The organism is Mesorhizobium sp. M1A.F.Ca.ET.072.01.1.1 (genome assembly GCF_004023325.1).
GTDB lineage: Bacteria > Pseudomonadota > Alphaproteobacteria > Rhizobiales > Rhizobiaceae > Mesorhizobium.
Genome location: NZ_RZSF01000094.1, coordinates 1 through 20,365, shown reverse-complemented (window position 1 = coordinate 20,365; position 20,365 = coordinate 1). Strand labels below are relative to the sequence as shown.

At 60.6% G+C, this 20,365-nt stretch carries 22 protein-coding genes and 3 pseudogenes; 17 read left to right on the top strand and 8 right to left on the bottom strand.

The features are described from left to right. A complete protein-coding gene (locus EOA32_RS39265) occupies positions 1 to 294 on the top strand; it encodes a PilZ domain-containing protein (protein WP_128372213.1) in 294 nt (97 codons plus the stop codon). Between the two features lie 59 nt (positions 295 to 353). Here the strand turns inward: EOA32_RS39265 and EOA32_RS15445 are convergent, their stop codons facing one another. The 6 genes and pseudogenes from EOA32_RS15445 to EOA32_RS15420 form a co-directional block, all read right to left on the bottom strand. Then, positions 354 to 641, bottom strand: a complete 288-nt coding sequence (locus EOA32_RS15445; protein WP_128372212.1) for a hypothetical protein — start codon at positions 639 to 641, stop codon at positions 354 to 356. Positions 642 to 870: 229 nt separating this feature from the next. Then, positions 871 to 1,323 carry a MucR family transcriptional regulator gene (locus tag EOA32_RS15440; RefSeq protein ID WP_128372211.1) on the bottom strand — a complete coding sequence of 151 codons (453 nt, stop codon included), beginning with the start codon at positions 1,321 to 1,323 and terminating at the stop codon, positions 871 to 873. An 857-nt stretch (positions 1,324 to 2,180) separates the two neighbouring features. Further along, positions 2,181 to 2,471 (bottom strand): annotated as a pseudogene (locus tag EOA32_RS39890) (DnaJ domain-containing protein); the annotation flags it as partial. Positions 2,472 to 2,745: 274 nt separating this feature from the next. Continuing rightward, positions 2,746 to 3,579, bottom strand: coding sequence for an alpha/beta hydrolase (locus EOA32_RS15430; protein ID WP_128372210.1), 834 nt, complete (start codon positions 3,577 to 3,579; stop codon positions 2,746 to 2,748). Then, a pseudogene (locus tag EOA32_RS15425) lies at positions 3,576 to 4,242 on the bottom strand (aldehyde dehydrogenase family protein); the annotation flags it as partial. The pseudogene EOA32_RS15425 and the gene EOA32_RS15430, both read right to left, overlap by 4 nt. 108 nt (positions 4,243 to 4,350) lie before the next feature. Further along, entirely contained in the window at positions 4,351 to 5,682 is a 1,332-nt protein-coding gene (locus tag EOA32_RS15420; protein ID WP_128372209.1) for a sorbosone dehydrogenase family protein, read from the bottom strand. Positions 5,683 to 6,700: 1,018 nt separating this feature from the next. Here EOA32_RS15420 and EOA32_RS39885 point away from each other — a divergent pair. The 15 genes and pseudogenes from EOA32_RS39885 (at position 6,701) to EOA32_RS15360 (ending at position 15,186) form a co-directional block, all read left to right on the top strand. Next, on the top strand, positions 6,701 to 6,853 hold the full coding sequence (locus tag EOA32_RS39885; protein WP_245499288.1) for a hypothetical protein: 153 nt from the start codon (positions 6,701 to 6,703) through the stop codon (positions 6,851 to 6,853). A gap of 2 nt (positions 6,854 to 6,855) precedes the next feature. Continuing rightward, complete coding sequence (locus EOA32_RS39880; RefSeq protein WP_245499286.1) at positions 6,856 to 7,134, top strand: Hsp20/alpha crystallin family protein; 279 nt, start codon at positions 6,856 to 6,858, stop codon at positions 7,132 to 7,134. Between the two features lie 12 nt (positions 7,135 to 7,146). Further along, a complete protein-coding gene (locus EOA32_RS15410) occupies positions 7,147 to 7,548 on the top strand; it encodes an Hsp20/alpha crystallin family protein (protein ID WP_128372207.1) in 402 nt (133 codons plus the stop codon). 1,102 nt (positions 7,549 to 8,650) lie between these two features. Further along, positions 8,651 to 9,040 (top strand): response regulator, encoded by a 390-nt coding sequence (locus tag EOA32_RS15405; RefSeq protein ID WP_128372206.1) that lies wholly within the window; start codon positions 8,651 to 8,653, stop codon positions 9,038 to 9,040. 28 nt (positions 9,041 to 9,068) lie between these two features. Next, entirely contained in the window at positions 9,069 to 9,299 is a 231-nt protein-coding gene (locus tag EOA32_RS15400) for a tail protein X (protein WP_128372205.1), read from the top strand. A 260-nt stretch (positions 9,300 to 9,559) separates the two neighbouring features. After that, positions 9,560 to 10,540 (top strand): annotated as a pseudogene (locus tag EOA32_RS15395) (hypothetical protein); the annotation flags it as partial. After that, positions 10,537 to 11,073: a glycosyl hydrolase 108 family protein gene (locus tag EOA32_RS39875; protein WP_245499285.1), complete on the top strand. Its 537-nt coding sequence runs from the start codon at positions 10,537 to 10,539 to the stop codon at positions 11,071 to 11,073. The pseudogene EOA32_RS15395 and the gene EOA32_RS39875, both read left to right, overlap by 4 nt. Positions 11,074 to 11,201: 128 nt before the next feature. Further along, positions 11,202 to 11,516: a hypothetical protein gene (locus EOA32_RS39870; protein WP_245499284.1), complete on the top strand. Its 315-nt coding sequence runs from the start codon at positions 11,202 to 11,204 to the stop codon at positions 11,514 to 11,516. Between the two features lie 103 nt (positions 11,517 to 11,619). Then, positions 11,620 to 11,913: a hypothetical protein gene (locus EOA32_RS15385; protein ID WP_245499283.1), complete on the top strand. Its 294-nt coding sequence runs from the start codon at positions 11,620 to 11,622 to the stop codon at positions 11,911 to 11,913. Positions 11,914 to 12,069: 156 nt separating this feature from the next. Next, complete coding sequence (locus tag EOA32_RS15380; RefSeq protein ID WP_128372203.1) at positions 12,070 to 12,438, top strand: hypothetical protein; 369 nt, start codon at positions 12,070 to 12,072, stop codon at positions 12,436 to 12,438. A 359-nt stretch (positions 12,439 to 12,797) separates the two neighbouring features. Further along, complete coding sequence (locus EOA32_RS15375; protein ID WP_245499282.1) at positions 12,798 to 13,061, top strand: hypothetical protein; 264 nt, start codon at positions 12,798 to 12,800, stop codon at positions 13,059 to 13,061. 682 nt (positions 13,062 to 13,743) lie between these two features. Next, entirely contained in the window at positions 13,744 to 13,962 is a 219-nt protein-coding gene (locus tag EOA32_RS40585) for a hypothetical protein (RefSeq protein ID WP_281014208.1), read from the top strand. Continuing rightward, complete coding sequence (locus tag EOA32_RS40580) at positions 13,959 to 14,330, top strand: hypothetical protein (RefSeq protein ID WP_281014206.1); 372 nt, start codon at positions 13,959 to 13,961, stop codon at positions 14,328 to 14,330. The genes EOA32_RS40585 and EOA32_RS40580 overlap by 4 nt, the downstream gene beginning before the upstream one ends. Before the next feature lie 232 nt (positions 14,331 to 14,562). Beyond that, positions 14,563 to 14,760 carry a hypothetical protein gene (locus EOA32_RS15365; RefSeq protein ID WP_128372202.1) on the top strand — a complete coding sequence of 66 codons (198 nt, stop codon included), beginning with the start codon at positions 14,563 to 14,565 and terminating at the stop codon, positions 14,758 to 14,760. Between the two features lie 240 nt (positions 14,761 to 15,000). Next, positions 15,001 to 15,186, top strand: coding sequence for a hypothetical protein (locus EOA32_RS15360; RefSeq protein WP_245418832.1), 186 nt, complete (start codon positions 15,001 to 15,003; stop codon positions 15,184 to 15,186). Positions 15,187 to 16,391: 1,205 nt separating this feature from the next. Here EOA32_RS15360 and EOA32_RS15355 read toward each other — a convergent pair. After that, the gene (locus EOA32_RS15355; RefSeq protein ID WP_128372201.1) at positions 16,392 to 16,619 is read right to left on the bottom strand and encodes a hypothetical protein; all 228 of its coding nucleotides are present in this window, start codon (positions 16,617 to 16,619) and stop codon (positions 16,392 to 16,394) included. A gap of 549 nt (positions 16,620 to 17,168) precedes the next feature. Here EOA32_RS15355 and EOA32_RS15345 point away from each other — a divergent pair. Further along, positions 17,169 to 18,123 (top strand): IS630 family transposase gene (locus EOA32_RS15345; RefSeq protein ID WP_281014203.1). Its coding sequence is split into 2 segments (ribosomal slippage): positions 17,169 to 17,507 and positions 17,509 to 18,123, totalling 954 coding nucleotides; the frame shifts between segments, so codons are not numbered across the junction. 392 nt (positions 18,124 to 18,515) lie between these two features. Here the strand turns inward: EOA32_RS15345 and EOA32_RS15340 are convergent. Beyond that, positions 18,516 to 19,895 carry a DUF6600 domain-containing protein gene (locus EOA32_RS15340; RefSeq protein ID WP_128372199.1) on the bottom strand — a complete coding sequence of 460 codons (1,380 nt, stop codon included), beginning with the start codon at positions 19,893 to 19,895 and terminating at the stop codon, positions 18,516 to 18,518. Between the last annotated feature and the right edge of the window lie 470 nt (positions 19,896 to 20,365).

Genomic DNA, 20,365 nt, shown 5'->3' with positions numbered 1-20,365 from the left:
ATGGAAACCCCACCTCCAGACGCTCCCCGTCGAGAACATCGCCCGCGCGTGCTGAAGGGCGGAACGATCATCACGGGTTTCCAAAACTCGGAAATCAGCTGCTCTCTGCGCAATCAGCACTCCCAAGGAGCCGAACTGAGGTTGGCCGCAGACATTCAGATTCCAGCACGCTTTCTGCTCTACGTTCCAGTCGACGGGGTCGCTTACAAAGCTGTCGTTCGTTGGCGGAAGAATGACCGCGTCGGCGTCGAATTCGAGGGTACCGAGCCAAAGCCGAAGTTCCATTACGGTTGAACGCGCAAGGCAGCACGTGATGGACAATGGGGCCGCCCCACGGCTCGCAGGCTGGATTCCTATTCGTCCCGATCCCCGTCGTTTTCATCGTCGGGTTGACTGCTCCGGGGTGCATCCTCCGCTTGCTCTTCGACATATGCTTGGCAGCCTTCGTTAAACGATTGGCTATCGCCATCGCAATCTCGCTCGTCGCTGATGTCGTTCCTTGCTGCCCAATCATAGCCGGCTTCGTGTCCCGAGCAGTCATCGGTGCAATCGTACCCATGTAAAGTCTCTTGCGCCTTTGCCGGGAGAGCAACGAAGCTGGCCAGGACAAGGGCACCGGCCGCAACAATTATCCGGATCATCAAAACACTCCTATCGGCGCCCCGCCGGTCGGGTATTCTGTGACCTTGGCGAAGGTGAGGCTGGAAATTCGGACCTTCACTCCCAATCCTGATCAGCTGTAGCGGGACGGCGATTCCAGCTTCTACGGCTTAACCGGGGCCGGATGCGCGGCACTCGTCGCGCTTCATCTCTCGGCTGTCACAAATGGCCTGACATCGGCGCTTGTGCAAAACGGGCAAGGCTCCGCCGTCACCGTGGCGAACGCTTTTTGCCGGTATTCGTCGCCGGCTTTGCCACAGGCTTCCTGCCGAGTCCGCTAGCCTTGGCGAGCGTGGATCTCTGGGCGGCATAGTTCGGCGCGACCATTGGATAGTCCGGCTTTAACCCCCACTTGTTGCGGTACTCGTCGGGGGTCAGGCCGTAGTGCACGTCGAGATGGCGCCTCAGCGATTTGAATTTCTTTCCGTCCTCGAGGCACACGATGTAGTCAGGAAAGACTGACCGCTTCGGATTGACCGCCGGCTCTTGCTTCGGCCCCTCGGGCGCAAGGGGCTGACTGATGCCGGATAGCGACGAATGAATCGAAGCGATGAGTTCCGGTAGGTTGGCGACTGGGACGGGATTCTTGGTTACATATGCAGAGACAATATCCGCTGTCAGGCCGACAAGATCGGCGATCTGCTGTTGGTTTTCTTCACTCAAGTATTCTCTCCTGAATTGATGTTCACCCGCCCTGGGGCGCCATCATGTATCGATTTCGATTAATGTCGAGACCGTCGCGGCAATCGCCCCAATTTCCTCGGTCAACTCACTTAAATTCAACACGTCGATTAGAAAGGCGAAGCCGGTCCGCCATCATCTTATCGGGCAGGAGGTAATCAGCTCAGAGATCAAGATGCACGGCACCTTTGAATCACGCCCAGCGCGCGGCCGGCCGATTGGCCAGAGAGGCAGAGATTTTCGAAGAGCAAGCCCGCGAGCTCATCGAGTTGATCGGGACGGATTGGACTGCCCTGCTTCGGAAGGCTCATTTCCTGAAGGCGCGACATTGAGGACGCGGGGCAGAATTCTTTGCCGAAGGGATTATCGACAACGTGATGCGCGGCGACGTGGGCGCTGCCTCTTCCGCCTCGTCTGAGGATGGTAATAATTCGTCAGAATCCGATAACCCGCCGCTCGGTGTGCCCCCACACCCAGCGGCGGGCTAAGGTGACCGGCGCCTTTTCTCGTGGGGAGAATTGCCTGAGAGCCCGGCGCCGGCCTGGCGACTAGTGGTCCGCCGCACATGCAAAATAGCTAATTTCTACCTCAAAAGGACATGGTGTGATCGCGTAACCTCTCTGGCAATCGCCCTGGCGATCAGGAATAAACCTCACCGGTGCTGCGACCCCAATTTACGAGGATCGCCATGACAATGAAATTTCCCTTCACGGAAGGCACGCTCGTCAAAAGGCTGGAGGCCGGCACAGGCTATCGGTCGACTGCCAGACTTGTAAGCGGAAGGCAACGCTCGATGTTGCCGAGATGGTCAAGCGACTCGGGCCGCACCCATGGCTGCTTCATTGGATATGGTGAATGTGATCTTCTGCCATGAGTGCAGGGCCGCCGGCCGAGACGACCGGAACCTTCAGTTCACGCATCATGCGATGACGCCTGACAAGCGGGCCCGCCCGGCTCAGTGCTGGCAAAACCGTCGGAACAATTGCTGGCCAGGGAAGTTGCCGGTGCGCCTCTACGATGTCATTGAAGCGAGACTCATCGCCCGTGTCCTGATTGTCGGGATGGTAGCGCATGGCGAAATAGCGAAATATTCGTTCGACCGTCTCAGCGGTGGCCTCCGGGCTGATCTCTAGAAGCTCGTAGTCATCAGTGACATTTCAGTGGTGTCCCCCAACTTTAAGCAACTGTTCCAACGCCCCCGACCACCGATATGCCCAAAGTCATCGGCTTTGAACGATCGCTCGACTGCGGGCCGGACGACTTGGCGGTCGTGCGCCCAGTTCGCCCTGCCAGCCTCTGTGCAGGATGAGTTTCCCCTCCGGTATCGCGCAAAACGGAGGCTGGCAGGGCCTTCATCGTGGTTGCGTGGCACAGCATGTCAAAGCCCGCGCGACTCCGCCAGGATCACGACACTCCCGAAACAGTCGCCAGCAGATGCACCAAAGACCGGGCACCATCTGTGTCGGGTACGCCCAGATCGCGGACGCTGCTCATATGGTTCACTCTTGCCAGGCTCATTCGTGAAACAACCAGTCCTTGGTTCTTCAGATGCTCCGCAAAACCCGCAGCCTGGCTATGAAAAGGTGGGGTTTCATCCGCCCCGACCGAGATCTGGACTGTCACCGACGGATCGAAACGATGGTCGATCGGCGAAAACCGCTCAACCTCCTCATCGGTGATGGCGATCTCAGGCGCGAGGAACGACTCTTGCAACGGCCGTAAATCGTAGATGCCACCAAGCAGGAGCGCGCCTTTGATACCCGATGGTCGGCTGTCGTCGTCGAAAAGCATCGTCGCGAGGTGCGCGCCGGCGGAATGGCCGCTGACGGTCAACTTGCCGAGGTCGCCGCCGTGGCCTTCGATGTGTTCATCCACCCACCGCTTGGCGCGGCGTATCTGGTCGACGATCGTGGCCATCCTCACCGCCGGCATCAGCGCATAGCCCGGGATGACCGCGATCGCTCCTGCTTTGGTTACACGTTCCGCGACGTAGGAATAATCTGTCTTGGAGAACATGCGCCAATAGCCGCCATGAATGAAGATATGCACCGGCAGTCGATCGCGTCTGCCTTCCGGGAAAAAGAGGTCCAGAGTTTCAGCGTGGCCGGCCCCATAAGCCACATCGGCGATCATGGGGATTTTGGCCCTGGTCTCCGCACTTCTGCGGCGGATCTCGGCGACGATGTCGTCGAACTCGGGGACGTGATCGCGCGTGCGGAATGGGTCTTTCTGTGTCATCGGATCGTCACGGCGATGTATTTCGCCTCCATGAACTCGGCTATGCCATGCTTCTGGCCGCCATCGCGCCCAAGCCCGCGGTGCTTGACGCCGCCGAAGGGGCGGCAGGGTCGGAGATCAGACTGCGATTGAGCGCGATCATACCGGACTCGATCTTGGATGCCATGCGGGTGCCTTTGCAAGGTTGCGTGCGTAGATACAGGCGGCAATGCAATACTCGGTGCTGTTCGCCTTTGCAGTGGCCTCCGCCGCATCCTCGAAGCTGCTAATTGGCGTTACGGGACCCAGATATCTCCTCATGGGCAGGCGTCCTCCGGCACGTCGCTCAAAACCGTTGGCGGGTAGAAGAAATCCTTGTCTTCAGACACGGCGCCGCCACACGGGACTTTCGCGCCGCGGGCAACCGCGTCCTGATCCAGCCGATCGATCTTGTCCACGGCCTTTGTGGTGATCATCGGCCCGCATTCGGTTTTAGGGTCCGTGCCCGGGCCGATGGCGAGCGCCGCCATGCGCTTGCGTAAGCCTCAGCGAACGCATCGTGGATGCCGCGTGGACCCAGAGCCTGTTGGCCGCGGTGCAGGCCTCGCCGGCATTGCGCATCTTGGCGACCATCACACCATCGAGCGCCGCTTCCAGATCGGAGCCGTCGAGCACGATGAATGGCATCTCGGCGGCAGAGGTAAGATCTTGCTGTGCCCGGAAAACAGTCTTTGTATGCGAATACGCTGGAGATCGCGGTTTACGGAAAAAGCGGCCAGAAAGGCACTGGCGCTAACGCACCTTCGCTCGGCTGACCCGCCAGATGACATTACCAACATCGTCGGCGACGAGCAGCGCGCCGGCCCGATCGACAGCAACGCCGACCGGACGGCCCATCGCCTTGCCATCATGTCCGAGGAAGCCGGTGAGCACATCCTTCGGGGGCCCGCTCGGTCTACCGCCGCGGAACGGCACGAAGATCACCTTATAACCGCTGCGTACGCTTCTATTCCATGAGCCGTGCTGGCCAACGAAAGCGCCGTTGCCATAGGCCGTGCCGAGCGACGCGCGGCTGGAGAAGGTCAGTCCCAGAGAGGCCGTATGGGAGCCGAGCGCGTAGTCGGGCTTGACCGCCTCCGCCACAAGATCAGGACGCTGTGGCTTGACGCGTTCGTCGACGTTCTGCCCATAATAGCTGTAGGGCCAGCCATAGAAAGCGCCGTTGCGAACTGAAGTGATGTAATCAGGCACGAGATCGTCGCCAAGCTCGTCACGCTCGTTTACGGCGACCCAAAGCTCGCCGGTTTCAGGATTCCAGGAGAGCCCGTTTGGGTTGCGCAGCCCAGACGCGAAAACCCGGGTGCTGCGGCTGGACCGATCCACCTCAAGGACGGCGGCGCGGTTTTTCTCCGCAGCGATGCCATTTTCTCCAGCGTTGCTGTTGGAGCCAACCGTGACATAGAGTTTGCGTCCGTCCGGACTTGCGATCACGTCCTTGGTCCAATGATGGTTGATGTCTCCGGCCGGCAAGTCGACGATCTTTTCCGGCGGCGCGGTTATTCGGGTCTGGCCGTTGGAGTAGGGGAAAGCGACAAGCGCGTCGGTGTTGGCGACATAGAGCTTGCCTTTGGAAAGCGTCATGCCGAAGGGCGAATTGAGGCCTTCCACGAAAATTCTGCGCACATCCGCAACGCCGTCGCCATTGGTGTCGCGCAGGAGCGTGATGCTGTTAGCGCTGATGGTCGCAGCGCCGGCCCGCTTCATGGCCTGATTCATGACGAGCTTTCTGAGGCTGAAGCCAGCGTCATGCTTGGCAGGGGCATTGGTTTCGGCCACAAGCACGTCGCCGTTCGGGAGCACGTGCAGCCAGCGCGGATGGTCGAGGCCGGTGGCGAGCGCAGTCACCCTCAGCCCCTTCGCCGGGGTCGGCATACCACCTTTCTGCCAGCCTGTTGCCTCCGCGATGTTGACGGTCGGGATCAGTGTAGGGGTCGGTTTCGGCAGGGTGGGGTTGGGGCCATAGCCGGTTATTGGCACCATTTTCTGAGCTGGAACGCCAGCGCAGCTGACTGTGAGGGCTCCCAATCCAGCTATGATCAAGTTTTGTAGGAAGCCGGCATGCATCGAACGTCCTCCGTTCGGATTCGCCTCGTGCTCTCTGGTTAAACGCAAGCCAGCGGCATGCTATTCCAATTACGTCAAAACAGCAGCTTGTGATCCGTTGTCAGTGACATCCGCTTGAGGGCCAGGCATTCCCGACCGCTCTGCTCTCTGCCATAGATATGCCGAGAGAAGATTCCGGCAACGCCGGCGGCCAAAACTCCAGCGAACCAAGATAGGCTGGTTGGATGACGCCTCGGCTGGTTTGCCTGTTGCAAGCCATTAAGCATAGCCCTCGGCCAATGGTTCATGAGTGTGTGTTGGCAACGGCCGCCGAGTCGAAAAACGCAATGCTTGCCGCACGCCCATCTTGCACATCCCCTTCACGGCGGCTCCATCCGGCCAGCATGCTCGAACTTGTCCTGTAGCGAGCAACTCGCGCGAGCGGGTAATCCGTTCTGTAGATCTCGTTGAGGCTTCGTTCAAAGCGCGGTCGAGGGCCATACGCTCGCGGGCATGATCTATCTCGCCCAGATCAGCCCGGCGCCTTCGTTGGGAAGGTGGCAGCGTGGGCACACCGCGAGAGCCAAAAATCAGAGAAGCCGAAGCGAGCGCTTAGCGGCTTCATTCTGTGTCGTAGAACATGGCGCGCCTGAGGGAGGAACCCTCGCCACCGATCCAAACTAAGGCGCGGTGAAGCTCACGGTCACGGCCGAAGCGGCCCGGTCGGCGATCGCGGAGCATCTCAAAGATCACCTCTTGAAACGCAATTTGCGCCCCTAACTCATTTTTGCCGGATGCCGCTATCGGTTCCTGGCACGGGAACAACGGTCCTGTCATGGATCGAGTTCGGTTCGTGTCGCTCGCATGGAGGATGTGTTCCGGCGTTTGCCCGAACCTGTCTCCTCGCGGTTGCGGGTTGGCTCTTGGCCGTCTCGGTCTCTGCCTGATCGCCGCCCGATTGCCTTCGATCCAGTTCGCTTCCGGTGCACGCGTGCTTCACGCGTTGCGGCGTCTGGTCGTCAATCGAAGGAGGATACCCATGCTGTTATCGGATTTGGGCCGTGTCGGATTCGATCCGTTTCAGGAAATGCGGCGCATGCAACAGGAAGTGAATCAGCGTCTGGCCGGCCTGACGGCCAGTGCCGCCCAGGAGTTTCCCCCGGTCAATCTTGGGTCGGCGAGGATAGCGTAGCGCTGAGCGCCGAACTGCCTGGGATCGCGCCGGATGAGGTCGAACTTACGGTGCGCGACAATACACTGACATTGAAGGGCGAATGCGAATCTCGGGCGGAGGACGAGAAATCCGTCTGGCATCGTCGCGAGCGCCCCTACGGAAGCTTCTCCCGGACGGTGCAACTGCCGTTCCGCGTCGATCCGGAACAGGTCGAGGCGCGTTTTGGCAACGGGGTGCTCGAGGTCGAACTGCATCGACCGGAGGCGGATCGGCCGAAGAAGATCCAGATTAAGGGATAAGAGGAGGGAACCATGGCTCAGGAACTAAAGACCACTGATCGCCAGGTCATCAGCAAGCCTGACGGCGGCGAACGGACCCGGTCGCGGCCCGTATTCGTGCCACGCGCCGATATCTATGAGACGCAGGACAATGTCGTCCTTCTCGTCGATATGCCCGGCGTCGCCTCGGATGGAGTGGATATCACGCTTGAGAAACGAACACTGGCGATCCGCGGCTACGCGGTCGATCAACAGCCTGAGAATTATCGTCAGGTTTATCCCGAACATAGCGCCGGCGACTATGAGCGCGTCTTCACGCTATCCGAGGACATCGACCGCGATGGCATCGAGGCGTCGCAGAACGGCGTCCTGCGTCTGGTGCTGCCCAAAGCGGCGCCGGAAAAGGCCCGCAAAATCCAACTCAAGATGGCTTAGCCCTTGGAGGCTAGAGGAGGTTGACGATGCAGATCAGGGACCTGATCCCATAGGGCACGAGAAGAGCGGCGAAGTTGCGAGCGGGAGCAGGACGCCCCCGACTTCTCCCTGCAACGCGACTTGAACCGGATTTTCGAGGATTTCCGGAGACGTTTCTATCACCCCGTCGGCGCGCTCGGCCGCTGGGAAGCAGGCGGCCCACGAACCGACGTCGTCGAAAACGACAGCATGATGGAGGTTTCAGTCGAGCTTCCCGGCATTGACCGGCAGGACGTCGAGATATCGCTGACGGGTCAATCCCACTGGCGTCCGTCGTGGTCACGGACAAGGACGCCTCGCGCGACTTTGAGGTTGCGGGTTCGAGGAATGTGGTGAAGGTCTGATCTGGCCGCCCCGTGTCTCAAGACCAGTACAACTTGGTCGAACCCGAACTCAGCAGGCTGAGCGTTGCCTTTCTGAGCGCAGTGGAACGACGGTGGAACCGTGAGCCTGGAGCCTCCCCAAGGCGGACTTGATGTGGCCTGTGGACTCGCTCGGCGGCAGGACCACGGGCCAACACGTGCAATTCCACACGCGGGACCAGCCGATCGACTTCGGAGGGCCGCGCTGATGCTGATGAAGATCGGCTTGGTCGAATGCGACCGCTGTCGACATCGACACGCATTCGCGCGAAACCACGCATGACTATGCCTAGAAGCCCGTGGTCGGCGCCATGCCGCAGCTCGAGGATCCGGCGTCGGGGCCGAGACGTTCACCGTCTCGAGACGCCTGATCCCATCGAAGCTCGGTGGCCTTGGCAGGTTGAACAATCCTCCGCAACGCAGGCTGCCGGAACGCCGCAGCTGGTCACGCGCGGCGACGGCAGCGTGTTCGGCTTCCACGTCATCCAGTCAGTGAATGACCAGCATCGTTCCTCGACCGCGACGGGGTCGGCCAACTCGTGGATATCACCGTCAAGATGCAGAAATCGGCGGCGCCGGCGGCGAGCGATTTCTTCGCCGCGCTGTTTTCGCTGCTCGGCTAAAGGGCGTGGAAAAACGATTACTTCTTTTGGAACCGAACCGCTGCGAGAGCGTAGTAGGGCAAATGAGGAAGGGACATTATGGGCGGCGGCACGATTCTGGTCGTTGAAGACGAAACTCTCATCCTTATGGAAATGGAAGCGGCTTTGGAGGAAGCTGGCTTTGCCGTGTCGTGCTTCACCAGTGCCGAAGCTGCATTGAGCGCGTTCGATGCAGCGCCCGAGACATTCAAAGCCTTGATTACCGACATTCGTCTGGGTCCGGGGAAATCAGGTTGGGATTTGGCTCGCGAAATCCGTCCGGTAAATCCTGCCATGCCAGTAATCTACATCAGTGGGGACAGCGCCGTTCATTGGCCTTCCGAAGGCGTCCCCAACAGCGTCGTGATTGCGAAGCCGTTCTTCATGCCGCAGGTCACGACCGCACTGGCCACCCTGCTCAACGATCAGCAGCCCGGCGAAAACGCTTAGCCGCTCGGATACGATTTCTGTACACCCCATGACCGAGACCGTCACCGTCAGGACGGAGGGTACGACGCTGTCCGCCCTCCTGGCGCGCTATTACCGCAAGGTCTTCTCCGGCATGGTGGCGAAGACCTTCGCCCTTAACCAGGATCTTGCCCGGTGCGGTCCCTATCTTCCCGTGGGTCGAATCGTGACCGTGATGACACCGGCGGAAATGGCGGCGGAAGGCGCGGCCCCCAGGCCAGTGATTGATCTCTTCGAATGACAGCGGGCAAAAAGCCCGCAAGCCCGGCCGGACGTCGCGCCCTATGCCGCGCCCCGCCGGAGCGCCTGCGGCGCGTGAGGAAAAATGAGAAAAGGTCATTTCCGCGTCGTGGTCGGCGGGCAGGATGTCACCTCCCGTTTCGTGCCGCGGCTGATCTCGTTGTCGATCACCAAGTCGAGCACCGAGGCGACGCAATCGGCGACGTTCACGCTCGACGATCATGATGCGACGGTCCGGTTTCCCAAGACGGGCACGCTGTCTCGATCGAACTCGGCTGGGCAGGCGGTGCGATGCGCCGCTTCGAGGGCGAGGTCGACACCTGCGACTGGTCTCTTGATCGCGGCTCCGGCAGCGTGCTTTCCATCACCGCGCGCTCGGCCAGCCTGAAAGGCAAGGTCAAGCAGCCGACCGACCGCCATTGGGAGAAGACCACGTTTGGCCAGGTCCTCGGGGAGGCCGCCAGCGAGGCCGGTCTGAGGATCAAGGTGCACCCGTCGCTCGCGAGTCGCCCCTTGGAATATGAAGCGCAAGATAACGAGAGCTTCTTAGCCTTCGCCGACCGGCTGGCGCGCGAGCATGGCGCGACGTTTGCCATCAAGGGAACACGGGCTGGCTTGGTGCCTCGGAACCGGAGCGTTTCGGCGACCGGCAAGCCGCTGCCGACCATCGTCATCACCCGCGGCATGGTGATTGCGGCGAGCGGCCTTACGCCGGCGACCGACCGGCCGCGCTTCAAGAAGAAGAAGGGCCGCTGGTACGACTTGGATAGGGCAAAGCAAGTCATCGAAGAGGTCGAGACCGGCGACGACGTCGAGCCGGAGGACGTGCTGCGCTTCATGGAGCCGGACGCCATCGCAGCGCAGATCCGCGCCGATTCCGATCGTATCGACGGCGCGCGGCAGAAGAGCTCCGGTTCGATCACGATCGAGGGCGAGCCGGCCGTGATCCAGTTGCGCGCCGGCGTCGACGGCAGCTACACGATCGCATCCATCACCGACACGCTCGACCGCGGCGGCGGCTACACCACGCAGATCTCGCTCGGCAACCCGCAGGGCTCGGCCGGGACGGACAGCCGCTACGTCGAGAGCAGCTTCACCATCGTCAGCCGCCGATGCGCCAGTCGGCGTGCTGAGTTGTGGAATGCCTCCCGCTCGGATTCGAGCAAGAAATCCAGCGTCATCATATCGAGCAGGAATTCGTCGACCGCCTCGGCCAGCACCTCCGACTTGGCCTTGAGGTGAGCGAGCAACGCGCGCGCTTCTCCCGCGGCGTTGGCGCCGCCGGCGTCGATCAGCGTTTCGAGCTTCCTGAAACAATCCATCCCGCAATCCCCCTGTCGCGCGCCCCTCAATCGCCGACGGGCAGGAAAGTTCCCAACCCAAAGGAAAAAGTCATGACCGGATCTCGCGAGCAGGAATCGCTCGCCCGCGTGCTCGCGCACGAGGGTGGCTACAGCAATCACCCGGCCGACCCGGGGGACGCCACGATGAAGGGTGTGACCCAGCGGATCTATGACGCCTATCGCAGGAGCAAAAAGCTGGCCCTCCGTTCGGTGAAGAGCATCACCAGCCAGGAACTCTTCGAGATCTACGATCGTCAATACTGGGACACGGTGAAGGGCGGTCTATTGCCGGCCGGGGTCGACTACGTCGTCTTCGACGGCGCGGCGAACTCCGGCCCGAAGCAGTCGATCCTCTGGCTGCAGCGCGCGCTCGGGCCGCTCTACAGGGCACCATCGCTGCCGTCCAGGCCTGCAACAACCACGATGCCCTGATCGACCGGATCTGCGATCAGCGCCTGACCTTCCTTCAGCACCTGAAGACGTGGCCGGTGTTCGGCCGCGGTTGGTCATGTCGCGTCGCGGAGGTGCGCTCGATCGGCCAAGCTTGGGCAACCGGCGTCATGCCGCAGATAGCGAGCTTCGTCGACGGCGGCCAGGCGAAAGCCTTTGTTGAGGATGCCAGGGCTGCCCCATCGACAGCGCCGGCCGATGCGGCCACCGGCGCCGGTGCTAGCGGACTCGGCATTTCCGGCTACCTGTACGATCTGCAGAACCAGCTTTCGCCGTTCTCCTACACTAGCGAATGGATCGGCAGGGTCGTCGTCGTCCTGGCAATCGCAAGCGCGCTGCTCGCAATCGGCGGTCTCGCCTGGCGCCGGTATGCGAACCGTAAGGCGAAGCGCCTCGCCGCGGCTCTCGGGGCGGAGCCGACGTAATGGAAAATCTCACCTCCGTCTTCGCAGTGATCCTCGATCGCCTGCGCGCGGTCGCTGCCGTAAGCCTAGCTGCTATTGCCGGGTTCCTGATCTGGTGGCTGCTATGAGGTTCCTCATCAGCCTGCTTGTCGGCCGCCTTGGCGTCTCGCGCCTGGCGGCCGGCGCTATCGCCTGGGCCGGCATTGCGGCTCTCGTCTCCGGCGCCGCTTTCACAGTTTACGAAGTCATCAAGCACCGCGGCGCCGAAGAGGTCCGCGCCAAGATCGAAAAGGATAATCAGGATGCGATCAGAACGGGCATTGATGCTCGCATGGGTCTCTTGACGACTGCATCGACGCTGGCGGCGTGTACGTTCCGACGTCAATGGTGCGCCGGCGCTGCGCTCGGCCATCGGTAACAGCCTCGCGGGCGCGCAGGGAAAGCCGCTGGCCGACCAGAACAAGATCGACAGGACGATTGCGCCGGGCTGCGCCGTCGGCCTCTACGCGCCGGCGGACTGCGACCGTCACACCAGGGCGAGCGCCGAACGTCGAGCTGAGCTGGGGAGGGGAGATTGAGCGAACTTAATTCGAATATCGCGTTTCTGCTTGCCGTCGTCAGCGCCGTGGCTGGCCTGTGGTGGCGCATCGAGGCGGCTATCAAATCGGCGCCGGACGAGGTCAAAAAGGATGCACGCGGCGCACATGCCAGGGCAGACATGGCGATCGCCTCGGTATCGCTGCTTGCCGAGCAGCTCGCGGCGCACAAGCTACACGTTGCGGAGACCTACATCACCAAGGCCGGCCTTCGCGAATTTCGCGACGAGGTGATGACGGGCGTCCGCGACCTCAAAGGTAGCGTCTCGACACTGCACGAGCGGATGGACCGTTTCATAGAGGGCGATAAGACGGCCCGGACCCATTCGTCTTCGCAACTCGAGTAAAGCTGCCCCCTTATTTTGAGCCGGTCGAAACGCGACCAAGCAGGTGCCGCCACCCGTAGAGCCGCCCTAACGGCTCAGCAGCGAACTGGCTTCTCATCGGCGGGTTTTTCCTGGCTTCGACAACGCGACCTTTATGTCGTCCAGCGTTTCAATGCCATTCTCGCGCTCCGAGCTGCCTGGCGGCAGGACGTCCCGGACTTCATTCAGCGCTTCAGCAAGGATCGCAAGATGTTCCGGCGTTGCAGAACATTTCGGCTACCGCTCCAGTCCGACCGGCAGGCGCATTGCCCGCCTTGAGAGATGCGGTTGAGAGCGCCAGGATGCGAACGCACACGTATCACTACCCACCGGCGGCGCACTTGATTATTCTGAGCGGGGGTGTCCGGACGGAGGGCAAAGTTATGCCTATGGGGCGGTTGACAAAGGGCGTATTCAATCCCGACGAAATAGAAATCCTGAGCCGAGTTTTTGCGGCCACCTCTGCATCCAACGAGACAGAGGAGCAGAAGGAGCACCGAGCCTCGCGCATTATCGCAAACTACATGGCGGGCATCACCGACGAGCGCGAGCTGATTGAGCTCTCCCGCAAGCGCTGGGCAGATAGCTCTCCGGTCGTCATTTGAATACTTGCACTACGCGGTTCCTCCTCAGCGACACGCACCCCATGACGTCCGCGCGTCGGCTAGATTTTGATGCCCCCGAACTCGGGGAGGTAAGGCTCGTTCCTGATTGGGTCTCGGCAGCCTTGGAGGCCGGCACGAGCCAGCGGCCGACGCATACTGCTGGGGGGCGGGGTTACATGAAAGCGTCGGCCGCCAGCTCTGGGCGGGGCGCGTCATTTGACGCAGGGGTAGACTAGGGGCTTTGGCCGCCCCTTCAATTACGATGCCCTGATATGGTGAATAAGAGCTTACTATCCACAGCTGTGCGGCCGGTCCGACAGGCTGCACAGGTCAACGCAAGCGTCCAGGAGCATCACGATCTTCTTCGGCCCCTGGCCGGGAAGCCGAATGAACGCGGAAATATCTCAGCGCGGACCTCTCGCTTCCGAGGACCGGGGTCGCGTCGTTCATTACTGTTGCTCTCAAAATGGGGAGAGCCGACGAAGCCTTCTCGTGCTCGCTCAGCTCTCGACCCGCCGATGGATTCACAAATGACCACCGGCTCACCAGCGACCCCAACATCCGACGACGGCCATTGTTCCGGCTATTGCCTACACTGATCATCTGCAGTGCTTGAAGGGCGGCCGGTAGGAATGTTTTCGAGCCCGTCCAGGTCGAGACGCCGCCGGTCAGCGACGATCGGTTGCACGAGATCAAATACGACGGCTACCGAACCCAGCTGATCCTCGACTGGGCCGGTGCGCGCGCCCTCTCTCGAAACGGGCATGACTGGTCGGCTCGCTATTGGCCTGTTGTCGCCGCGGCTGAAAAGCTGCCGGCCGAGTCCTTCATTCTTGACGGGGAGATGATCGCGCCGGAGCCGGACGGCCCCCGAACTTCCAGGCCATGCACTCGCGCATGACTTGGAACGCCAAGCTGCTTGCATTTGTCGCCTTCGACATCCTGCACCTCGACGGCCAGGATCTTCGTTCGGTGCCGCTGATCGAGCGTAAGGCCAAGCTCTGGAATCTGGTGAAGCCCTCCAGGGACGTCATCCAATACAGCGACCATGTTGAGGGCGGCGGCGCCGCCTTCTTCGAAGCAGTCGAGAATATGGGCCTTGAGGGCGTCTCGAAACGACGCGACCGAAGCGGAGGGTGGAGTCTTGGGTCAAAACCAAATGTTGGGATGTCGGCGACTTCGAGCTTTTGGGCATCAAGCGAGAGCCTGGGAAGCCCGCTGCGGCGATCATGGCGCGCGGTGGCCGCTATGCCCGAACGGCTGCCGTGACGCTGCCCGGCGGACTCAGGGATGTGGAGTGGGTGAAGCCTGGCATCACCGGCCGGGTAAGATTCCTTCGCGGTGAGCACACGCTGCGTCATGCGACACTGCAGGATTTCGAGGAAGGAACCTAGCCTGCCTGCGACGAAAACGCGAAGCTTGGGGACAATACAACCTGAGCCCGCTTGAATATGTCACCAGGTTGCGAAAGTGTCGCTCGCCCCGTTAACAAAGGTGATCGATGAACCGCAGGGAAAACGCACGGCCTTTTGTGCCGACCGAAATCCATGTCGGCACCGTATGTGACGGCCAAGGCGCTCTCGGCCTCCTGTCGATACAGACGACCGAGGGTATCCTGGACATCGCGCTCGACAGACAAGCCGCAGAGGCCATCGTAAGCGCCATCGGCTCCATACGATCCAAGCTGGAAGCCGCCTGACAGCTAGAAAAGAAAGCCCGGTTGCGAGCCGGGCTGAAGGTCTTTTGAGGAGCCGGATGGGATATTCGGCATCGCTAATGTAGAGCCCAATCATGACGTTTGGATGAACCCGGTTTGGCTGAGACGGCAAACAGATGCCCGTCACCCCAGGCAACGGGCTTGCATGAGACGAGACCTTAAGGTAGCGGCCAGATTTTCCTCAGCATGAGCGCGCGGGCTTTGAAATTTCTGGACCGATGGATGGCCGAACATCTGCCAAACGTGAGCGCCGGCGACCCAGGGAACATTGCCGATCTTGTCGTTGAACTCCTGGCTTCTGCCGCGCGTCAGGGAATTGCGCCCAAAGAGATATACGAGGAGGTCGAAAGCGTGTTTCACCTTCTGGGCGAAGCGATGCAGCACCGTGGGGGCGGTTTGTCCGGCTGAGACTCAACAGCCGCCACCCCGGACTACGACGGGATGGCGGGCAACTATCCACCCTCTCACGCCGCCGAACGAAGGGAGGATGCTCGCCGGCTCCAGCAAATGAAGCAGTAAGGCGAAGGTTTTAAGCCGGCACGGCATTCGTAACGCTGCCCGGCGGCCTGGCGGCGTATGGGGCCGTGCAGATCAGGATTGAATTCGGCACGCGTCGGAGAACCGAAAGCCCCAGTGCTGAGGGGGGATCAACGCTGGGGCCAGCGGTACTTGCCATGCCTGCTTATCAGCGTGCGCTGATATCATGAACGAATAGTGAATCAGGTCTCATGGACCGGCGGCCGCGCGGGGTGGCGCTAATCCGGCCTTGGCTCGACCAGGCCGGCATCGACGTGATCAGGTAAACGCGGGTGGGTTGGCCTTCCGACCGACGCTGTTGTCATGGCGTCCGTTAGAAGCTCCTTGCCGGGGCCCTCAAATTTAAATGCGCGCGCAAGTCATGCTGCTCATGATGCGACATGCCGCAGTATGTGTTCGGTCTGGAAGGGCAAAGTCTGGGAGGCCTTGACGGTCTTTGTCCGCGGCGCAGCCGGAGACCCGGTCTATTCTGCAACGCTCGCGCTATCGGAGTCGCCCTGACTGTGCGAAGGCACGCCCCAGCCGGCGTGCAGCGATCGGTGTTCTCGACGTCCTAGGGGGCGCGGTTTGCCTGCCGCCGCCGCCACGTTCTATTGTCGGGATCGCGAGTCCGATGCTGAGCTTCAGAGCGGGTAAGTGATGGGCTCCCTTCAAAACGAAAGACGATCCCCGCGCCCTCCAGGGCCCGGCGTATGGCGGCAACATTGCGGGATTCGGTGTTCTAAATCCGTTCTCCTATTCGCTGAGGCGATTATATATTTGACAAACCCGTGCTGAGAAATGGTTAGGAACCGAACCCGGTTCCTATATGTTAACGAATATCGCCGGTAACAACCCAATGGACATCGGCGGCTGAGAGACAGCGACCGCGCTCCCGTCTGAGATCAAAGACCGGAGGCCCGCGTTGGCCAATAACGATCCTGCCGTTTTCAAACTGCCTTCGCGCACACGTACGTTTGATAGACAACTGGTGGCTGAGGCCCGGAGAGCAATTGAGCGTTCAAGGCAAGCCCTGATAAAAAGCCAGCCGCTTGTGGACCCGTTTAGGTTAAGCCCAAATTTGACGGTTCGGCGGTCTAACGATGCAGTGATCGAATAGAACTTAGGATCGATTCGCGCTGTTGATAGAAGGCTGCCAAGGTTTGCTCATAGAGCCTGAGAGTGAACTCCGCCTTTTTCGGATCGTCTCCGCGCGCGCTGACTCTGGCAAGATGCATCTCCTGAAGAGTGACGCACATCTCGGCGTTGAATATCAGTCGCTCGGCATCGCGCAGATGCCTTAGCTCCATCTCAAGGTCAGGCATGAGGCCATCTTAGCATTTCGCAGCAAGGTCGCGAAGTGGCTGCCTACTCCTTGTCCGCCTTGGCCTTCTCATCCTTCGGAGGCGGCGACTTCGCAACCTTCCTTAGCATGCGATCGAAGTTCTCTTCGCTCTCGTCTGTTTCGAGTTGGCGGGCGGCCTCGCGAAATTTTTCTACCCGCCATTCGCTGATCGTCGCTTCGTTGAGATTGGCCCTGGCGGCGAGCCGAACTCGTGACCAGTTCAATAGAGCTCGTGCGGTTTTTTAATTGTTGCTTTGACAGTATTTGGCGGCTATCCATAGGCGTGAAACATTCAATGGGGCTAAAATGTTCCGGCCGCAGATGCACTGTGTTGCTTCGCGGCTAAGAATCCTCCTGGCGACCGTTTGCGACGGTGCCCGCGAGGTCGTACTGCGCTTCAAGAAGTTCGAAAGAGGGGGTGAGCTTCGGACCTCAGTCCGACGCTAGAGCGTCGGACCATCAGATTGAATCGCGAAGGATTCCGCTGATGTAAGGTTTGTGATTCACTTCCTTGTGGAGGTGATTTGCCATGCCCAAGCCCTATTCGCTCGATTTGCGTGAACGTGTTGTGCGGTTTGTCGAGGCGGGCCATTCTCGGCGTGCGGCGGCGGCACATTTTGAGGTGTCGGTTTCGTTCGTCGTTATCCTGATGAGGAACTATCGAGAGACCGAGAGCCTGGCGCCCAAAGCCAGTGGTGGCCGCCGCCATTCCAAGCTCGATCCGCATCGTGCGTTCCTGCTTGGTTGTGTGGCCGAGAAGGACGACATCACCATGCCGGAGCTTGCCGCCCAACTGGTTATTGCTGCAGGCGTCCAAGTCGCTCCCGCCTCGATCTCACGTTGGCTCATCAGGAACGGCTACCGCTTCAAAAAAAACGCTGCTGGCCAGCGAGCAAGATCGACCCGACATCAGCAAGGCGCGCCAGGAGTGGCGGGCCAAACGCCAGCCGCGGATGCGGCTTGAGCCACATCGGCTGGTGTTTATCGACGAGACCGGAACCACGACGAAGATGACGCGCTTGCGCGGTCGCTGCCTGAAGGGTCGGCGGTTGCGCTCAAAGGCACCGTTTGGACATTGGAAGACGCAGACCTTCATCGCCGGGCTGCGCTGCCATGGGCTTACCGCCCCTTTCGTCGTCGACGCGCCGATGAACCGGCGCATCTTCGAGACCTACGTCGAAACGCAGCTCGCTCCGACGTTGGCAAGGGGCGATGTCGTCATCCTTGACAACCTCGCCGCCCACAAGAGTCCAGCCGCCGAGGCAGCCATCAGGGCCAGAGGCGCATGGCTGCTCTTCCTACCGCCCTACAGTCCGGATCTCAACCCGATCGAAATGGCCTTCGCCAAGCTCAAGGCGCATCTGCGCGCAAAGGCCATCAGAACCATCGACGCTCTGTGGCAGGCCATCGGCGATATCTGCAATCTGTTCTCCCTAACAGAATGCAGAAACTACTTCACTGCCGCAGGCTATGGACTCACATGAAAATCCGCCGCTCTAGCCCGGCTTCTGTGGCAAATGGCAATGGTTCCAACATCGCCCTGCCCGATTTCACATGCCCTTCGCTTCGGCAGCGCAGACCAGCCGTCAGCGTGTTGGCGATAGCGCGTGAATTTCTCCTCGAGCGCCACGACTGCTTCGCCCTTGCTGCGTTCAGTGGCCCGCCCACCGACATGCGCGCGCCGGCCGCCGAACATTGGTCATGACGGTCCAGAACAACGTCCCGGCACTGGGCCCATCCGCCGCCAAGGATCCGACGCTATCGGAGCCGAGGAACGTCGGGGAAAATCGCAGGGACTCGGACTGCAAAGACGAGTGTCGCTGACTCGCCCCGGGTAACTCCGGCGGCTGTGCAATCGACTTTCCTTCGCGGCCGCCTAGCAGTTCGCGTCAGTCTGCGGATCGCACGCCTTGTTTTTCTCGCTCCGTGGCTTGGGCTTGGCCGCCTGCTCGGGCTCGGCCTGCTGCTGCTCGGCGGCGGGCTGCTCCTTCGCCTTCCGTTTCTCAGGCTTGGCCGTCTGTTCCGGCTCGGCCTGCTGCTCGGCGGCGGGCTGCTTCTTGGCCTTCGGTTTCTCAGGCTTGGCAGCCTGTTCCGGCTCGGCCTGCTGCTCGGCGGCGGGCTGCTTCTTGGCCTTCGGTTTCTCAGGTTTGGTAGCCTGTTCCGGCTCGGTCTGCTGCTGCTCGGCGGCGGGCTTTTTCTTGGCCTTCGTTTCGTCAGGCTTGGCAGCCTGTTCCGGCTGGGCCTGCTGCTCGGCGGGCTGCTTCTTGCCCTTCGGCTTCTCAGGCTTGGCGGCCTGTTCCGGCTCGGCCTGCTGCTGCTCGGCGGCGGGCTGCTCAGGCTTGGCGGTCTCTTCCGGCTCCGCCCCATCGGCCCTTGCGCCTTCGGTCGGCTTCGATTTACGGCCAGCCTGAACCTGCTTCACCTGCTCGATGTCCTTTAGCTTAGCTGGTTTTGCCTTGGGGTCGGCTTTCACCTCACCTTCGAAGACCGCGACCGTGTCATTTTCCAATTTGCCGGACTGCTCGGGCGCGTCGGTCTTGCTGACCTTGACGGCAGTCACATTCTGGTCCGTCTCCTTTTCGATCACATCAACATCAATGACTTTGTTGACCACCACGTTGTTCTGGATGGTCACGTCGCCGGCCGGCTGGGCCGCCTCGACAATCCGCACAAACTCGGACCTATCACGGATAACGGCGACAGAAACGTCGGCAGCAAGGAATTCGCGGCTAGGGACTACCACCCAGTAATAATTCGGCGTCGTGTCGAAGGTCACCTCGATTGAAATCAAGTCCGGATCACGGCGCGGCGGCAGCGGAGCCCAAATGATGTGCTCCCTGTCACGACGCCAAGTCACCCATGCTGGCGCCCAGCGAGTGCCCGGAACCCAATACCAGCCGATATCGTCGGCATAGCCCCACCGGCCGTAATGGTACGTCGCCCAGCCGAATGGCTCGTCGGATACCCAGAGCCAGCCATACTCCTCTGTATAGACCCAATGGCCCAGGGTATACGGGCGCCAATCGTCAGGTACATCAGTTGGCACGAAAACGGTCGCTCCATGATACGAGACCCAATCGCCATGGGACGACAGGTCTTCGTAGAATGTGCTGATCGAAACCTCGGTGGCGGCCCTTGCCTGCGACACTAGCGAGAATGGTGGAATCTGGTTGGGGATATCAACGACCGTAAGCAGACAGGCGGTTACGCCGCCCAGCATCAGCCGTACCGCATTTTGGGCAAGGACGCGTTTCATCCCAGTCTTCCTCCGAAACAGATGCGCCCTTCATCTTGAAAACTCGCCGGCAATCGGATTGTTCCGCCTTGCTCCCGCCAGGGCTCGTGGACCTTGCAAATGGTAGCTATGGCGAGCCATTGAACGTAATCGCCCGATGGCCGAACTTCGCGGAAGCTTAAAGTACCGTCATCAGGTTTTGAGGGCTGATTTGCAGAATTTACCTTTAGTTTTCAGCTGCTTGGCGTGGAAAAAGGTACCGTCAGAAGCCCTCTATGACGTGACGGTACTGTCAAAAATCATCGTGGCAATGTGGGTGAGGTCCGGCAACCGGTACGGCAGCTCCAAACGACGCACACCGATAACCGGCGAAAATTGCCGGCCAAAACTATCTTTTATCTCAGTGACTTAGATCGAACTCTAGCGCAATTTCAGCGATGTTCGGATGGGCCTGAATCATTCCCACTCGATTATTTGGATAGCCTATAAGG

Bases quoted from the DNA above. Each gene is read 5' to 3' on its own strand.
- EOA32_RS15385 (WP_245499283.1), top strand. From the start codon at position 11,620: ATGAGGTTCCTCATCAGCCTGCTTGTCGGCCGCCTTGGCGTCTCGCGC.
- EOA32_RS15405 (WP_128372206.1), top strand. From the start codon at position 8,651: ATGGGCGGCGGCACGATTCTGGTCGTTGAAGACGAAACTCTCATCCTT.
- EOA32_RS15410 (WP_128372207.1), top strand. From the start codon at position 7,147: ATGGCTCAGGAACTAAAGACCACTGATCGCCAGGTCATCAGCAAGCCT.
- EOA32_RS39870 (WP_245499284.1), top strand. From the start codon at position 11,202: ATGCCGCAGATAGCGAGCTTCGTCGACGGCGGCCAGGCGAAAGCCTTT.
- EOA32_RS15420 (WP_128372209.1), bottom strand. From the start codon at position 5,682: ATGCATGCCGGCTTCCTACAAAACTTGATCATAGCTGGATTGGGAGCC.
- EOA32_RS40580 (WP_281014206.1), top strand. From the start codon at position 13,959: ATGACTTGGAACGCCAAGCTGCTTGCATTTGTCGCCTTCGACATCCTG.
- EOA32_RS15355 (WP_128372201.1), bottom strand. From the start codon at position 16,619: ATGCCTGACCTTGAGATGGAGCTAAGGCATCTGCGCGATGCCGAGCGA.
- EOA32_RS39885 (WP_245499288.1), top strand. From the start codon at position 6,701: ATGCTGTTATCGGATTTGGGCCGTGTCGGATTCGATCCGTTTCAGGAA.
- EOA32_RS15360 (WP_245418832.1), top strand. From the start codon at position 15,001: ATGGCCGAACATCTGCCAAACGTGAGCGCCGGCGACCCAGGGAACATT.
- EOA32_RS15445 (WP_128372212.1), bottom strand. From the start codon at position 641: ATGATCCGGATAATTGTTGCGGCCGGTGCCCTTGTCCTGGCCAGCTTC.
- EOA32_RS39265 (WP_128372213.1), top strand. From the start codon at position 1: ATGGAAACCCCACCTCCAGACGCTCCCCGTCGAGAACATCGCCCGCGC.
- EOA32_RS15340 (WP_128372199.1), bottom strand. From the start codon at position 19,895: ATGAAACGCGTCCTTGCCCAAAATGCGGTACGGCTGATGCTGGGCGGC.
- EOA32_RS15400 (WP_128372205.1), top strand. From the start codon at position 9,069: ATGACCGAGACCGTCACCGTCAGGACGGAGGGTACGACGCTGTCCGCC.
- EOA32_RS15430 (WP_128372210.1), bottom strand. From the start codon at position 3,579: ATGACACAGAAAGACCCATTCCGCACGCGCGATCACGTCCCCGAGTTC.
- EOA32_RS15365 (WP_128372202.1), top strand. From the start codon at position 14,563: ATGAACCGCAGGGAAAACGCACGGCCTTTTGTGCCGACCGAAATCCAT.